13 protein-coding genes are annotated in these 16,901 nt (G+C 44.6%); 9 read left to right on the top strand and 4 right to left on the bottom strand.

Annotation, left to right across the window (positions count from 1 at the left end; translation table 11 throughout):
• Positions 1-10: 10 nt before the first annotated feature.
• From WA381_RS04800 to rpsO, 7 genes are all read left to right on the top strand, one after another.
• A complete protein-coding gene (locus WA381_RS04800) occupies positions 11-1,012 on the top strand; it encodes a response regulator (RefSeq protein ID WP_156086334.1) in 1,002 nt (333 codons plus the stop codon).
• Between the two features lie 377 nt (positions 1,013-1,389).
• Positions 1,390-1,848, top strand: a complete 459-nt coding sequence (gene rimP / locus WA381_RS04795) for a ribosome maturation factor RimP (RefSeq protein WP_014949254.1) — start codon at positions 1,390-1,392, stop codon at positions 1,846-1,848.
• 45 nt (positions 1,849-1,893) lie between these two features.
• The gene (gene nusA / locus WA381_RS04790) at positions 1,894-3,390 is read left to right on the top strand and encodes a transcription termination factor NusA (RefSeq protein ID WP_014949255.1); all 1,497 of its coding nucleotides are present in this window, start codon (positions 1,894-1,896) and stop codon (positions 3,388-3,390) included.
• A 24-nt stretch (positions 3,391-3,414) separates the two neighbouring features.
• Complete coding sequence (gene infB, locus WA381_RS04785) at positions 3,415-6,021, top strand: translation initiation factor IF-2 (protein ID WP_014949256.1); 2,607 nt, start codon at positions 3,415-3,417, stop codon at positions 6,019-6,021.
• A gap of 114 nt (positions 6,022-6,135) precedes the next feature.
• Complete coding sequence (gene rbfA / locus WA381_RS04780) at positions 6,136-6,537, top strand: 30S ribosome-binding factor RbfA (protein WP_014949257.1); 402 nt, start codon at positions 6,136-6,138, stop codon at positions 6,535-6,537.
• Positions 6,538-7,512, top strand: a complete 975-nt coding sequence (gene truB, locus WA381_RS04775) for a tRNA pseudouridine(55) synthase TruB (RefSeq protein ID WP_156086335.1) — start codon at positions 6,538-6,540, stop codon at positions 7,510-7,512.
• A gap of 120 nt (positions 7,513-7,632) precedes the next feature.
• Entirely contained in the window at positions 7,633-7,902 is a 270-nt protein-coding gene (rpsO, locus tag WA381_RS04770) for a 30S ribosomal protein S15 (RefSeq protein WP_012518257.1), read from the top strand.
• Positions 7,903-8,024: 122 nt separating this feature from the next.
• Here rpsO and WA381_RS04765 read toward each other — a convergent pair whose 3' ends face one another.
• The 4 genes from WA381_RS04765 to WA381_RS04750 form a co-directional block, all read right to left on the bottom strand.
• A complete protein-coding gene (locus tag WA381_RS04765; RefSeq protein ID WP_231506462.1) occupies positions 8,025-10,382 on the bottom strand; it encodes a diguanylate cyclase domain-containing protein in 2,358 nt (785 codons plus the stop codon).
• A gap of 50 nt (positions 10,383-10,432) precedes the next feature.
• Positions 10,433-11,191, bottom strand: coding sequence for a 23S rRNA pseudouridine(2604) synthase RluF (gene rluF, locus WA381_RS04760; protein WP_014949260.1), 759 nt, complete (start codon positions 11,189-11,191; stop codon positions 10,433-10,435).
• 142 nt (positions 11,192-11,333) lie between these two features.
• Positions 11,334-12,146 (bottom strand): hypothetical protein, encoded by an 813-nt coding sequence (locus tag WA381_RS04755; protein ID WP_156086336.1) that lies wholly within the window; start codon positions 12,144-12,146, stop codon positions 11,334-11,336.
• Between the two features lie 191 nt (positions 12,147-12,337).
• Positions 12,338-13,894: a bifunctional GNAT family N-acetyltransferase/carbon-nitrogen hydrolase family protein gene (locus WA381_RS04750; RefSeq protein WP_014949262.1), complete on the bottom strand. Its 1,557-nt coding sequence runs from the start codon at positions 13,892-13,894 to the stop codon at positions 12,338-12,340.
• A 426-nt stretch (positions 13,895-14,320) separates the two neighbouring features.
• Between WA381_RS04750 and WA381_RS04745 the strand changes: the two genes are divergently transcribed.
• Both WA381_RS04745 and WA381_RS04740 read left to right on the top strand, forming a co-directional pair.
• The gene (locus WA381_RS04745; protein ID WP_156086337.1) at positions 14,321-14,992 is read left to right on the top strand and encodes a 2OG-Fe(II) oxygenase; all 672 of its coding nucleotides are present in this window, start codon (positions 14,321-14,323) and stop codon (positions 14,990-14,992) included.
• 208 nt (positions 14,993-15,200) lie between these two features.
• Positions 15,201-16,886, top strand: a complete 1,686-nt coding sequence (locus WA381_RS04740) for a response regulator (protein WP_039229600.1) — start codon at positions 15,201-15,203, stop codon at positions 16,884-16,886.
• The last annotated feature ends 15 nt before the right edge of the window (positions 16,887-16,901 follow it).

The raw sequence follows: 16,901 nt of genomic DNA, 5'->3' as shown, positions 1-16,901 counted from the left end.
GAGACGCGGCATGTTAAACATTGAAATCACAAAACCTACTTTATTACTCGTTGACGATGAGCCAGTAAACCTAAGGGTTTTAAAGCAACTTCTCGCTAATGATTATCAGCTTATTTTTGCGAGAAATGGCGAAGAAGCGTTAAAGCTCACTGAGACTAGACAGCCAAATTTGATATTGCTTGACGTTATGATGCCAGGACTGACGGGTTTTGAAGTATGCCGCCAGCTTAAACAGCAAGCAGATACAAGGCACATTCCCGTTATATTCGTCACCGCCTTAAATGATGAACACGAAGAAACGGAAGGCTTCGAAGCGGGCGCTGTGGACTACATTACTAAGCCTATATCTCCGGCCATCGTAAAAGCGCGGGTTAAAACCCACCTCAGTTTGGTGCAAGCTGACGAGCTACTTGATAGCCGTTTACAAGTTGTACAGCGTTTAGGTAGAGCGGCGGAATATAAAGACAATGAGACGGGCATGCATGTCATGCGCATGAGCCATTATTCGAAAGAGCTTGCGCTTGCCTATGGACTTACAGATAAACAGGCTGAAATTCTGCTTCATGCTGCACCGATGCACGACATCGGCAAAATTGGTATTGCTGATAGTATAATGTTGAAACCAGGGAAGCTGACAGACGAAGAGTTTGCCACCATGAAAAAACACCCTGAGATTGGTGCGGAAATCATTGGTGATTGCGGCGATTCTTTGTTGTTGAAAGTTGCAAAGTCTGTTTCGCTTACCCACCATGAAAAATGGGACGGGTCAGGCTATCCTAAAGGGCTTGCGGGTGAAGATATTCCCATTGAGGGGCGAATTTGCGCCATTGCAGACGTGTTTGATGCCTTAACCAGCAAACGTCCTTATAAAGACGCCTGGAGCATTGAAAAAACGGTCGATTTTCTTCAAAGCCAAAAGGGAAAGCATTTCGAACCCAGACTTGTCGATTTGATGATAGAAATTATGCCTAAAATTCTTGATATTAAAGCGACATTTAAAGACGAAGACTAAGTCTGCTGGACTAAACCGCAATTAAAATACTTTCATGCAGGCCGAATTTTACACAGAAAAAATCGACACCCTCCAGTGTCTGCGCCTATTGGCTGTTGCTTAATGCGACGGCTATACGTATAATGTGCTCATTAAGTGATGAGAGCGGGCTCCCTCAGTACAGGAAAGTAACGCACTTATCATTAGCAAGCTATCACCTAACGGTGGTTTTACCCATAGGTTTGCAACTGCCCTTGTTGGCAGGTATGGGTTCAGAATTTTAATAAAAGCCCCGCTAGTCCGGGGCTTTTTGTTGTATTAAAACCTGGAGTCAGCCTCGCTGAGCCGGGTGATGACAGGTGGGCTTTAGGCCCTTTTTTCGTTTTTGGAGGTTTGCATTGGCAAAACTTGAAGAGAAACTAACCGAAATGCTAGAGCCAGGTGTTGAAGCACTGGGTTTTGAGTTGGTTGGGATCGAGTTTGTACGAGCGGGGAAGCATTCTATTCTTCGCGTTTTTATTGATCATGAAAACGGTATTACCGTTGATGATTGTGCAGATGTAAGTCATCAGGTTAGCGCAATTTTGGACGTTGAAGATCCAATTAGCACTGAATACAACTTGGAAGTGTCATCACCGGGTATGGACAGACCGCTTTTCAAAGAGAAGCACTATATCGAGTCTGTGGGTGAAGTGGTTCAAATTCGTTTGTCTATGCCAATGGATGACAGACGTAATTTTAAAGGCAAAGTACTCGCGTGCGAAAATGGCATCGTAAGTATTGAAGTGGATGGCCAGCAGTTCCAGTTAGCTGTGGCGAATATCGAAAAAGGTAACGTTGTTCCCACGTTCGATTAACGGAACAGCTCTGCTTTCATCGACGAAAGCAAAAGAGAGGCGAAAATGAATAAAGAAATTTTGTTAGTGGCGGAAGCCGTTTCAAATGAAAAACAAGTGCCTAGAGAGAAAATTTTTGAAGCGCTAGAGTTTGCGATCGCTAGTGCAACAAAAAAGAAAAACGAAGGCGAAATTGAAGTTCGTGTAAGCATCGACAGAACGTCTGGTGACTTTGATACATTCCGTCGCTGGTTGGTTATCCCTGATGATCAAGAACAGGAAAACCCATTTGCTGAAATTACGATTTCTGCTGCACAAATCGACGAACCAGAGATACAACTCGGCGATTATGTGGAAGAACAGATTGAATCTATTAAATTCGACCGCATAACTACGCAGACCGCAAAGCAAGTGATTGTACAAAAAGTACGTGAAGCTGAGCGTCAGCAGATGATTGCTGAGTATGAAGACAAAGTAGGTGAGCTGGTTACAGGTACGGTTAAGAAAGTAAACCGCGACAACATCATCATCGACTTAGGTAACAACGCTGAAGGTGTTATCTACCGCGATGACATGCTTCCTCGTGAAACTTTCCGTCCGGGCGACCGTGTACGTGGCCTTCTTTACGTTATTCGTCCAGAAGCACGTGGCGCACAGCTATTTATTAGCCGTACGCACCCAGACATGCTAGTTGAGCTTTTCCGTCTGGAAGTACCAGAAATTGCGGAAGAGACACTAGAAATTAAATCTGCAGCGCGTGACCCAGGTTCTCGTGCAAAGATTGCGGTTAAAACTAATGACAAACGCTTAGACCCGGTTGGTGCGTGTGTTGGTATGCGTGGTTCACGTGTACAAGCCGTATCAGGGGAACTTGGCGGTGAACGTGTTGATATCGTGTTATGGGACGAAAACCCAGCGCAATTCGTTATCAATGCTATGGCTCCCGCCGAAGTGGCGTCAATCGTTGTTGATGAAGACAGCAACAGCATGGACGTAGCGGTTGAAGCAGACAACCTAGCACAGGCAATTGGCCGTAGTGGTCAAAACGTTCGCCTAGCTAGCCAGCTTACAGGCTGGGAACTTAACGTGATGACGGTTGAAGATCTCAACAAGAAGCACGAAGAAGAAAACGCGAAGGTACTTGATCTATTTACTGCTGGTTTGGACATTGACGAAGAATTCGCGTCTGTCTTGGTAGATGAAGGCTTTACAACGTTAGAAGAAGTGGCATACGTGCCTGCAAGTGAGCTTCTAGCGGTTGAAGGGTTAGATGAAGAAATGGTTGAAGAGTTGCGCAACAGAGCGCGCGCTTTCCTAACCACGCGTGCACTGGCGAACGAAGAATCGCTTGAAGGTGCAGAGCCTACAGAAGCCTTATTAAATCTTGAAGGTATGAGTAAACACGTGGCCTATGTGTTGGCCAGCCGCGGTGTTACTGACCTGGAAGAATTAGCAGAACAAGGTACCGATGATATCAGTGATATCGATGAACTAGACGAAGAGAAAGCCGGTGCGTTAATCATGGCGGCTCGTAATATCGTATGGTTCAGTGAAGAAGAGTAAGGTCAACAGGGGGAAAATTACGTAATGGCAGATGTATCTATTGAAAAGCTCGCCAGCGACATTGGTACGACCGTTGACCGATTGGTTGGCCAGTTTAAAGACGCGGGTATCACTAAGAATGCCGGCGATCAGGTAAACGAAGACGAGAAACAAAAACTATTGGATCATTTAAGTAAGCAACACGGCAGCGCAGCTGAACCGACACGTATGACACTTAAGCGTAAGACAACCAGCACGCTAAGTGTTGGTAAGTCTAAAGAAGTGAAAGTAGAAGTACGTAAAAAGCGCACTTACGTTAAGCGTAGCGATGTTGAAGAACAGCAGCGTCAAGCGGAAGAAGAGGCGAAGCGTCTTGAAGAAGAAGCACGTCTGAAGCGCGAAGCGGAAGAAAAAGCAGCAGCTGAAGCGAAAAAAGCCGCTGAAGAGAAAGCACGTAAAGCTGAAGAAGCTAAGAAAGCTGCTGAAGAAGAGCGTGCTCGTCGCGCAGAACAAGCGAAAAAAGAAGCTGAAGCACGTAAGGCCGACGAACCTGAGCTAACTGAAGCTGAAAAAGCGGAAGCTGAAGCGGCTCGTCAGGAAGAAGAACGTCTGCGCAAAGCGCAAGAAGAAGAAGCGCAGAAGAAGCTTGAAGAAGACGCGAAGAAAGCGGCTGATGAAGCGCGCAAACTTGCTGAAGAGAACGAGCGTCGCTGGAAGGAAGAAGAAGAGCGTCGTAAGAAAGAAGAAGCTGAAGAAGTTCACTTGCACTCTAACCGTTATGCTCAAGAAGCTGAAGACGAAGAAGACATGCAGGTTGAGCGTTCATCGCGCCGTCGTCGTAAGTCGAAGAAAAATGCGGGTGAGCATCTTAAGCAAGGCTTTAACAAGCCAGCTGCACCTGTAGAGCGTGTAGTTAAGCTTGGCGCAACCATCACAGTTGGCGAACTTGCAAGTAAACTTGCAATTAAGTCTAACGAAGTTATCAAAACGATGATGAAGATGGGCGAAATGGCAACCATTAACCAAGTACTAGACCAAGATACAGCGGTACTAGTAATTGAAGAAATGGGTCATAAGTACGAGCTTGTTAACGACAACGCACTTGAAGATGAGTTGTTGGCAGATGGCACTGGCGGTGAAAAAACCACACGTGCACCTGTTGTAACTATCATGGGTCACGTTGACCACGGTAAAACGTCATTGCTTGACTACATTCGTCGCGCGAAAGTTGCAGACGGTGAAGCCGGTGGTATTACCCAGCACATTGGTGCATATAAAGTAGAAACAGAAAATGGCGAAATCACGTTCCTAGATACACCTGGACACGCCGCATTTACCGCAATGCGTGCTCGTGGTGCTACGGCGACGGATATCGTTATTCTTGTAGTTGCGGCAGATGACGGCGTAATGCCTCAAACGAAAGAAGCGGTACAGCACGCTCGCGCTGCTGGCGTACCTCTTATCGTTGCAGTGAACAAAATGGATAAAGAAACAGCTGACCCTGATCGCGTTAAAACTGAGCTATCTCAACTAGAAGTTATCTCAGAAGAGTGGGGCGGTGAGCACCAGTTCTGTAACGTTTCTGCGAAAACAGGTATGGGCGTAGACGAACTGCTTGAAGCTATCGTTCTACAAGCTGAAGTTCTAGACCTTAAAGCAGTAGCTGAAGGCCCAGGTCGCGGTATTGTTATTGAATCTCGCCTTGATAAAGGCCGTGGTCCAGTAGCATCTGTATTGGTTCAAGAAGGCCAATTACGCGCTGGTGACATTCTACTTTGTGGTGAAGAATACGGCCGTGTTCGTGCAATGCGTGACGAAAACGGTAATGAAATTAAGATTGCTGGTCCTTCTACGCCTGTGGAAGTACTTGGTCTGTCTGGTGTTCCGGTAGCGGGTGAAGACGCAGCCGTTGTTAAAGACGAGCGTAAAGCGCGTGAAGTAGCAGCGAAACGTCATCAGAAGAAACGTGAACTTAAACTTGCTCGTCAGCAGAAAGCGAAACTTGAAAACATGTTTGCGAACATGGAATCAGGTGACGTTAGCGAACTTAACATCGTACTTAAAGCTGACGTACAGGGTTCTGTAGAAGCAATTTCTGAATCACTTGTTAAGCTTTCTACTTCTGAAGTAAAAGTGAACATTGTAGGTAGTGGTGTAGGTGGTATCACTGAGACTGACGCAACCCTTGCGGCTGCATCAGGCGCTATCGTACTAGGCTTTAACGTTCGTGCCGATGCAACAGCGCGTCGCGTACTAGAAGCTGAAGAAATTGATTTACGTTACTACAGCGTTATCTATAACCTAATTGACGAAGTGAAAGCGGCCATGAGTGGTATGCTTGCACCAGAATTCAAGCAGGAAATCATTGGTCTTGCAGAAGTACGTGACGTATTTAAGTCACCGAAACTGGGCGCAATTGCGGGCTGTATGGTTACTGAAGGTAACGTTAAGCGTAGCAACCCAATCCGTGTACTTCGCGACAACGTAGTAATTTACGAAGGTGAACTAGAGTCACTGCGTCGCTTTAAAGATGACGTACAAGAAGTACGTAACGGTATGGAATGTGGTATCGGCGTTAAGAACTACAACGACGTGAAAGTAGGCGACCAAATCGAGGTCTTCGAAATCGTTGAGGTTAAGCGCGAAATTTAATTGCCTTAGTTAATTCGGCATGTGAAAAACGGGGGCCGAGTGCTCCCGTTTTTGTCTGTATACAGTAAACAGGCTTCACGCATGCCCAGCGTTAAATAAGGAAAGGAGAGTATAATGGCCCGTGAATTTTCACGTACCGACAGAGTCGCTCAGCAAGTCCATAAAGAAGTGGCGAGCATTCTGCAAAATGAATACAAGCACCGCGTTGGCGACATGCCCTTGATCACGGTTTCTGACGTAGATGTGTCGCGTGACCTAGCGCATGCAAAAATCTTTGTGACTATCTACAACAGCACCGAAGAAGAAGGTAAAGCGCAAATTAAACAACTGGCAGAATACAAAAAGTTTATTCGCAGTATTCTAGCTAAACGTATTCGCATGCGCTCAGTGCCTGATCTTCACTTCTTTGAAGATAAATCGATTGTTGAAGGTATGCGTATCTCTAATCTTGTGTCTCAGACCATCGCAAAAGATGAGTCAAAGCGCGATAAAGACGATCCACAAGAGCAGGAGTAAATGGCAAGACGTCGTAAAGGCCGTGAGATTAACGGCATAGTATTGCTTGATAAACCGCTTGGTGGGTCATCTAACCAATTGCTTCAAAAAGTGCGCTGGCTGTACAAAGCTGCGAAGGCCGGGCATACAGGCGCACTTGATCCACTTGCCAGTGGCATGTTGCCGCTGTGCTTGGGTGAAGCTACGAAGTTTTCTCAGTTTCTTCTGGATGCAGAAAAGACCTACGAGGTAACTGCTCAACTGGGTGTTCGCACCACCACGTCTGACGCCGATGGCGAAGTGGTTGAAGAAAAGCCTGTTGATGTAAGCGAAGAACAAGTACGTGATGCGTGCTTGGCGTTTCTAGGTAAGAGTAAACAAATCCCGTCCATGTTTTCAGCGCTTAAACATCAAGGTAAGCCACTTTATCACTATGCACGTCAAGGTATAGAGATTGAGCGTGAACCTCGTGATATTGAAGTGTATGAATTAGATGTACTGCGTATTGAACTGCCGTTTGTAGAAATGCGCATTAAATGCAGCAAGGGCACTTATATTCGCTCTATCGTAGATGATTTAGGTCAGAACCTTGGCTGTGGCGCCTACGTGACTCGCTTACACCGTACGGAAGTAGCAGACTATCCTACGGATAAAATGGTCTCGCTGGATAAGTTAATTGAAATTCAGGAATCACTGGAAGAAGGTGACTTTAAAGCGCTGGATGACTTATTGATTCCTATGGATTCCGCTGTAAGTCGTTTGCCCTTTGTGACCATTAACGACGCTGAAAGAAACCGTTTTGATAACGGCCAATCTGTAAAAGGGACTTGTAGCGAAGCGCTGGGTGAAGGCGTGTCTTACCGCGTTTACCATGGCGACGATACCAGTGGTATTTTCTTAGGCGTAGGGGAAGGGGTTCTTGACCCGAAAGACCAAGGTATCCCTAAACAAGAAGTGTTTGTTAACCCAAAACGTCGAGTTGTTTATCCATCGTAGCTGCGCCGGTAAATAAAGACGGTTTATGGCTTGCTAAGTCTGTAAACGTCATTATAATACGGCGCTCATTCCGCTTTGCTGAATTAGTGATCGGCGAAGCATTAATATTAGGAGAATGATATGTCACTAACTAAAGCAGAAACCGCAAAAATCATTGCTGAGTACGGCGTTAAAGAAGGCGACACTGGTTCACCAGAAGTTCAAGTTGCTTTGCTTACTCACAACATCAACAAGCTTCAAGGTCACTTTGCTGATCACAAGAAAGATCACCACTCACGTCGTGGTCTTCTACGTATGGTTAGCCAACGTCGTAAGCTTCTAGACTACCTTAAAGGCAAGAACGCAGAGCGTTACCTTGACCTTATCAAGCGTCTAGGTCTACGTCGATAAGACTAGGTTTCAAGAAAAGCGCCCAATGGGCGCTTTTTTTTTTGCAAAAATGTACAGCAAAGTGCAATACGCCCTAGTACATGTATGAAGCCAGCCAATTAACCTTGTGTTTGTACTACGCGTTAGTTCGACGGTATGTTTTGCTTTTTATCTTCAAACATCCGCTCATCTGCAATGTAAATTAACTCTTCTAGCGTCTTGCCTTCTTCTGGATAGCTCGCGTGACCTATGCTGACGCCAACGCTGAACGCGCCTTGTGTGGTAGTAATAGGCTGTGTAAGCTTTTTAGCAAGTCGGGCTTTAAGTGTCTCTACATTGTATTCAGTGCTTAGCTCGGTGATTACTACGATAAACTCATCACCACCAACCCGTGATGCAATATCGTACACGCGACACATGGATTGAAGCCTTTGTGCAAGCTCAACAAGAACTTCGTCACCGATTGTATGGCCGTATTCGTCATTAATGGGCTTAAATCGATTGAGATCCAGATAAAGTAGCGTACACACCTTATTGTTTCTCTCTAATCGAGGAAGCTCATTTCGCATATAGGTAGATAGGGCAAGCCTATTCGCTAAACCTGTTAGCGTATCGCTATTTGCCAGTTTTCTAATTTTCTGTTCTGCTTCGACTTGCTCGGTGATATCAACATTAATTCCAAACATCTTGTTGCCTTCAATGCGACCATAACCGCTAACATGACGGTATTTGTCGCCAGCGGCTTTCACTCTGAAAATTGCGTGAAATCCTGAGCTATCTTTTATTGATTGCTCTATCTTTTGCTTCACATTGGCAATATCGTCATCGTGAACTGTGTATTCCCAGTCACTAAATTGACCACTAAAACCAGCTTTGGAGACATTGTAGATTTTATGCATCCACTCATCCCAAATGAGCTCGTTAGTAGCGATGTCCCACTCCCATACACCTATGTGTGCTGCGTCAGCGGCCATAGACATGCGGCGGTTTAACGTTTTAAGCGTCTGTTGAGCTTCCCGCCATTTTGTTACGTCTTCAGACAGTGCCAATATGTATTGAGGGGTGCCGTAGTTGTCATCAATGACAATCTTTTTGGTCTCAAAAAAGCGCGTCACACCACCTATATTGAGTTTGAATTCGTTCACGATTTGCTTTTCAGAACTTGAAAGTAATTGCTTATCGTCAGATATAAATTTCTTGGCCTCCGCCTCGTCGAATATATCAAAGTCAGATAGCCCCACGAGTGACGCTTTGTCGGTGCCCAATATTTTACTTCCCGCATCATTTACATGGGTAATCGAAAGGCTGTCGGCACGCTTTACAATCAACATATTGGGCAGTGCGTCAAACACCGTTTGTGCAAAAACTTCTTGGTTCTTGACGTCAGACAAATCTTTTACCGTACACACATATGAAATATGGTTTCCTGGCAGCGAATTAATGCGAAGTGTTAAAGGAAAAACCTTTCCGCTTTTCCGAATACCGTCCAAAGTTAAAGGCACGTTGTGCGCTGCGCTATTCTTTGCCGCTTTTTTTAATCCTATCAGGAGTGGCTCATGGGCATGCTCAGAAGGGCTCACAAGCTCGCGTATGTGAATGGTCTGAGGAGAAAAACTGTCGAGACCAAACATGCTTAACGCGACAGGGTTGGCAAATTCAACCATTCCGACACTGTCGAAGGTCAATACGCCTTCTTGTACTGTATTTAACACCGCGTTGTAGCGTTCCAGCAATAACGTACGAGCTCGCAGCTCAATAAAAATAAGAATGGTAAACGCGAAAAGCATCACCATTAGCATGACCAAATAAGCGAGGTTTTTGGTTTCCGGCTCTTGTAGTATTTGCGTGGAGGGCAGTGCATATACGTGCATAGACAGCATACCGGTGTAATGCATACCGGATATAGCACTGCCCATTATAATAGCTGGAACAATTTGTTTAAGTATTCGCAGTTGCGAAGTGGTGACATATTCATGGGTTTTTAAAGCAATACCTGCCAGACCGACGGCAACCACAATAGACAAAGAGAAGTACCAGCCATCGTACGCCATGATGGCATTCATCTGCATTGCCATCATGCCGATGTAGTGCATGCTGCCAATGCCAAGCCCCATATATAAACTTCGAAGCAAAAGCGAGTTAGCTTTATGCGGCAGTTTACTCATCACAACAATACTCGCAAGAATAGCGGGTAACACAGAGAGTAGGGTTATGAAAGGGTCGTACGAAACCTCAAGAGGGAGCTGATAGGCAAGCATCCCAACAAAATGCATCGCCCAAATGCCAAAACCAAGAAAGCACGCTGATGCCAGCGACCAAAATGTTCGCTCATTTTGTAACTCTGTTTGCGACATCTTCGCAGAAAGAACGAAAGAGATAAGGGAAGCAGATATTGCAATAACAACAGAAGCCACCACGAAAAACACATCGTAGTTAGCCAATATTTCAGCACTAGGGGGAAAATCCTTTACCGAAAAAAAATGATAATGTCCGTTTTTCAAAGTCTTAAATTGTCTTATCAATAAACTACTACTAAATGTAGTAGTTTCATTTATTTACGCAACTCAACTTTGCTCGCTGTTTTTGTAGAAGAGCGAACTGCATTTTGCATAATAGTTAGTTCACGGCTTGTTAGGTTACGCCACTGGCCAGGTTTTAGTGAGCCGAGTTCAAGGTGCATGATTCGGGTTCGTTTTAGTTTGGTGACCTCGTACCCTAAAAACTCACACATTCTGCGGATTTGTCGATTAAGACCCTGAGTTAGAATAATGGTAAATGTATTTTTGCCCGTGGGTTTAACCACACAAGGCTTCGTCACCGTCCCTAAAATTGGTACTCCGCGAGACATACGGTTGACGAAGCGCTCACTGATTGGTTGGTTAACCGTAACTTCGTATTCTTTGTCATGAGCATTTTCAGCGCGCAGGATCTTGTTCACGATGTCCCCATCGCTGGTTAAAATGATTAAGCCTTCCGATGGTTTGTCTAACCTTCCTACGGGGAAAATACGTTCCTTGTGACCGATAGCGTCAATAATGTTGCCTTTGACATGACGCTCAGTTGTACAGGTGATACCAATGGGTTTGTTATAGACAATATATACGCGATCTGACTTGTCTGAGGCAACGGCACCTACAACTTTACCGTCTACCTTTACAGTGTCACCAGGCCCCACTTTCGTACCCAGTTCAGGTGGTTGGTTATTAACGGTAACGCGATTTTGCTCAATGAGTTTATCCGCTTCACGGCGAGAACACAGGCCAGTGTCGCTAATATATTTATTTAAACGTTTGGGCGCTTGCTCACTCATTGCGCATTAGGTCCTATATATTTCAAAAGAGGGCAATATTATCACGGCAAAAAGAAAGGGGCGATTCGCCCCTTTCTTTTTTATGCGTTAAACCGTGGTTTTTATTCTCGGTTGTATACTATTACAACAGATTTAATCTGGTTTACTGGTTACCTGCAGCTGAAGGAGCCGAACCACTTCCACCCGTTGAACCACCGCTAGATACTACTTTGGTTGCTATATCGCGAATTTCGTTTTCCAAACTGGTAATGCGGCCAGATAAGGTCGTATTGCGTTGCTCTAACACAGACAATTTGTCGGTTAAATTGCGTACGCTTTGCTGAGCGCTTTGTTTATCGCTTGCTGCTTGCTCAAGTTGAACATTAACAGCGAGCAGTTCATCAGCTAACGAAGCAAGTTGATTCTTAACCGAGCCAATGGCCGCTGCTTGCGATTTTACATTTTCTGAAACTGAGTTGATGTTCTTATTCAAGGCGTTTTGAACGTTACCTACGCGGTCGCCAAGATCAGCAATCTCTTGTTGATTACGACGCCAAGCTGACGCCCACAACTTATCCATTTGTTCCCAAAGCTCGTTTGTCTTGTTGGTTAGCTCAGTAACTTTAACTTGCAGGGCAACAGTAGATTCACCAATTTCTTCACCTGTAGCAGATAACTTGTTTTCTAACTGTAATATGCGCTGCTCCGCTTGCTCAGCAACCACTTTTTGTTGCTCAAGCATGGTGTACAGGTAATAGCAACCAACACAGGCGGCTAAGGCGATGACGGCAACGAATACAACCCAGATTCCATTACCGTTTCCACCACCAGAGGGTTGGCGGTTTGCTGATGGGGCAGATGAAGGTGGAGGCGTTGCTTTTGTTGGCGCCGCCTGACGTTTTGTTTGGTAATCACGACGGTCTTCTTCATCCAATCTAATGGTTGGAAACTCATCGTTTTTCGAATTATTTGCCATAGTAAATTTATAATCTCGTTATGTAGTACTAACTTCATCGCATTTAGATGCTTTAACTCAATAAGAAGACAGCACATTTATATTTGCGCGCTAAAGCATGTTATCGCTAAATTAAAGGAAATTCTACGGCTTATGCTCAATGTCAATTATACATAAGCCATAAAATCCGAGAATTTCCTTAAAGCGTAGCGCTACTGCTTATCGCCGATCCATTCAACGCGATACAAATCTCGTCTTCTATCAAGATAATTCCGCACAGAGCCTTCATTTTGAAGCTTAGTGAGTTTATCCAAATCTAAATCAACGATGAGCGTCATTTCTGTGTTTGGCGTGGTCTCAGAGACAATTGCGTCATGTGGGAACGCGAAATCACTTGGCGAGAAAACCGCGGTTTGCCCATATTGAATATCTACGTTGTCCACTTTGGGTAAGTTACCTACGCTACCTGCAATTGCCACGTAGCATTCGTTTTCAATAGCGCGGGCCTGCGCACAGCGTCGCACGCGCAAATAACCGTTTTTGGTATCTGTCCAGAAGGGGACAAACAAAATTTGCATTTCCTGATCGGCAAGAATACGCGCAAGCTCTGGAAACTCCACGTCATAGCAGATCAAAACGCCGATTTTGCCGAAGTCGGTATCAAATGTCTTAAGGCTGTTTCCGCCTTTCATTATCCAATCTTCTTTTTCGTGAGGTGTTGGATGAAGCTTATACTGGCTTTCAATCGTGCCGTCGCGTTTGCAAATGTAGCTGACGTTATAGAGCTCTTCCTCTTCTACCACAGGCATAGAACCTGCGATAATCGTAATATTGTACGATACGGCCAAATGAGACACGGCAGTTAAAATCTCATCGGTATAGGTCGCTAAATGCCAAATTGCATCAATTGATGAATCTGACGGGCTCAGGCCCATTAATGGCGCGTTGAAAAACTCAGGGAACAGGGCAACGTCGCAAGAATAGTCAGACAAGGCATCGACGAAGTACTCTACTTGTTGTAAAAGCTCTTCTACATTATTGAAGTAACGCATTTGCCATTGAATACATCCGATTCGCGCGCTGGTCTTTCTGCTGGCGATGAGGGAAGGCGTGCCCGGTTCATAATAAATATTGTGCCACTGAAGTAGCGTCGCATAACCCTGTGAGGCTTCATCCTCTGGAAGGTAAGCCGACATGACTTGCTTGACTTCAAATCCATTTGAAAGTTGAAAAGTTAAAATGGGGTCGTAGATGTCTTTGAGCTTTACTTGCTCAATGTATTCATAAGGCGACAGCTCATGCGCATGGTTTTTATAGTTCGGGATTCGACCGCCCGCCATAATGGATTTTAGATTCAAGTTACGACAGAGCTCTTTACGCGCTTCGTAGAGACGACGACCAAGGCGTAGACCTCGATACTCGGGTGAAACAATTACCTCAACACCATAAAGCACATCACCGTTAGGATCGTGTGTGGTCAAATAAGCATCACCCGTAATTTCATCGTAGCTGTGTTTATCCCCAAACTGGTCATAATCTACAATCACTGAAATGGCGAAAGCGACCACTTTGCCTTTATCTTCAATACATATTTGCCCATCGGGAAATGTAGTAACTTGGGCTTTATAGTTAGAGTAAGGCCATGCGCCTCCAACGTTGGCGTATACCTCATCCATTAACGCTTTAACATCGTTGTAGTCGTCCAGTCTCAAATTTCTTAAGTCTAGATGATGTTCCGTTTCTTCTATTTGTGTTTGATCTTGACTCATGGGTTACTCTTTTTGCTAAAAATTTTAATACGTACATTGCGTATATCTTTACTAAACCGCCTTGCCATGCGTTTTTCAACTGTTAATTACAATCCGTATGTGCAGACGTAATGGCAACGGAAACAAGGGCAGAAGAAAAGTCTCTCAATCAACCCTCTTAAAATATACACTTCGGTTTACTTATTGATTTAGTTTACCTTTACCGTCATTTGCTCACTTTAAAATTGATATTAAATAAGCAAGAAGCGTGCGACTTCTTAACGACAAATAATTTTTCTTTTATCGATAAAAAAATAGCGCGGAAAATGCGTGGTGATGCAATTGCTATAGGATTCAACCCCGCGTATAAGTTCGCTAGTTTTTTAACGTACACAACCCGCTCCTAACTACACGATTAGTTAACCGCTCAAAGGTAGAATTGCTCTGATGAATAGAGAACAACTTGCGTCGTATCAGCCTCTTCACGTTTTCGATGAAGCCATATTTGAAAATATCGTCGATGACTTAGTCACGAAAGGCTTTTCTATTCAAGAGCATGGTTTACCTGATTTCATTACACAAGCACTTTTGGCCTGCCAGCGTTCAATCTCTGAAGCTGAATATCAAGCGGCAGGTATTGGTCGCGCAGAGAGTTATCAAAAGGCTGAAAAAGTTAGAGGGGACGAGATTTGCTGGATTACAGGTTCATCTAGTGAAGGCGCTTTGTGGCTTTCATGGTGTGAAGCCTTGCAGCAGTATGTAAATCGTTCGCTTTTTATGGGGCTTTTTTCTTTTGAAAGTCATTTTGCCTGCTATGAGCCGGGTAAATTTTACAAACGCCATGTAGATGCGTTTAAAGGTCAGGGCAATCGCGTGTTGTCTTTAGTCGCCTATTTGAATGACGACTGGACTTCAGAAGATGGGGGAGAACTCGTGCTCTACGCTGATGATAGTGATCTAATTGGAACAAGGGTGCTGCCAACGAAAGGTACTTTCGTTGTTTTTTTGAGCGAACAATTCCCTCATGAAGTATTACCTGCTGCCCGCAGCCGTCACTCGGTTGCAGGTTGGTTTAGGGTTAACGGAAGCGTTAACGACGCGATTGATCCGCCTCGATAAAAGCACTAATCACGTTGTGAAACGCGCGTGTATCTAAAAACTAAGACTTATGTATAATAAGTTTAGGCTGTATGCGCGCTATTATTACAAAACTGGTTTGAATTATGGGCCAGCTCCTCTCGCGCACAGCTCGCGCAACATTGTGCCGTCGCAATAGCAAGTATTCTATTACGACGCTTAGGGAAAAGACGTTAGAAGTGATTGGTAAATGCTGGAAAAAATACCTGCCCCAACCCCAAGAGAAGAATTACATGTGCTGGTTATCGATAACCAGGGGCTTGTACATGATGTAGTGTCATCAGCTTTGCATGAAATTGGAATAAAAAACGTAAGCAGTGCTTTTAATGCCTTTCACGCGAAAAGGTTGTGTGCTGCAAGACAATACGACTTTGTTTTACTGGCGTTTAACGTCAGTCACGACAAGGATGGCTTTCACCTTTTTGAAGAATTAAAACACCTCAATCACATCAACGACACCACCACGGTCATTTTTCTCAGTGCAGAGACATCGCCTGAATTGGTTAATTGTATTGTTGAATTGCAACCGGATGACTTTTGGGTCAAACCTCTTCAGCGCAACAAAATTGAGCTGCGTTTGGAATACCTTATCCAAATAAGGTTAAAGCTACATAAAATGCTTCATTGTATGCAGGTGGGGGACTATTCCACCGCTATGTACTATGCAGAGCGCCAGTTAAAAGATCCTTCGCTATCGGAGTATCACACCAGAATTAAACGCTTAATTGGTGATTGCTTATTGCAGCTTCGCGATTATCAAACTGCGGAAGACTACTTTAGAAGCTTATTGCAGAGCATGGATCATGCGTGGGTTCACATTGGTTTAACCCGGTCGTTGCTTCGACAAGATGAATTAGAAGAAGCCCAGCTACTGGTTGATGACTTATTGCAGCGCCACGACACGCGATTCTTAACCTTTGACTTGCTTGCTCAGTATTTTATTGAGAAAGAGCAGTTCGATATTGCCTACGAACAAATGAAAGAGGCGAGTAGGCTAGCACCTCGCAATATTGAGCGTAACAAACGGTTATGGGATCTTGCTCGATTGAACCACGATAAGGCAGGGCAACTTTCAGCCGTTCAAAATATGGCAAAATTTGCTAAAAATTCTATCCATGACTCACCTCAGCTAACGCTCAATGTTATTCGTTCAACCATTGATTTAGCCACAAGTCTTGGCAGTACAGAAGGCGAACGCTATATGAAACGCGCAGAATCTGAACTGGAAGAATTGAAACAACAAAAGGGCATGCAGTCTCAGCTTGGCGAGCAGATTGACGTCGTAAAAGCGCGTGTCTTGTGCTTGCGAGACGACAAAAAAGGGGCTGAAAAGTTGATGAAGGATCGTTCGGCATCTACCGACGGACTCTCGATGGAAGATAGCCTCGATAAAATGAAAGCATTTCACGAGTTAGGAATGCGTGAACACTGTGTGAGTATTTTAGATAAGCTTAGAAAGCAAATTGAAGGGGACACGTTTACTTCTCAAGTGGTAAATGAATACCTGAATCAAGAGTCGATTGAACGTACTGAAATTCAATTTACCACAAAAGAGCTTAAGCAAATGGCTGCGGTTAACTACAAAGAGAATCGGTTGTCGCCAGCTTTCAACAATTTACGCCAGGCACTAACACTGTCGCCGAAAGACAAACAAGTTGCACTGAGCTTGTTAAAAGTTATTACTCAAATCCACTTAGGGGATAATTTAACAGACGAGCAGATGGAAGCGGCCCATAAAGCGGCGAAGCTTCTTTTAAGTAGTGACTTGTCGCCAACCCAGGCTGAAAAGCGCGATCAGTATATAAGCCGAATCGGCATTGAGGTGGATGACAGTAACGCTGCTGACTTAGTCGGTGTGGTAGCCGTTAAAGCATAACGGTTACTGCACAGA

The sequence above is a fragment of the Alteromonas sp. CH_MED4-4 genome (genome assembly GCF_037029575.1).
Classification (GTDB): Bacteria; Pseudomonadota; Gammaproteobacteria; order Enterobacterales; family Alteromonadaceae; genus Alteromonas; species Alteromonas macleodii.
The sequence above is the reverse complement of the archived record's forward strand: the minus strand, read 5'-3'. Positions and strand labels throughout refer to the sequence as shown.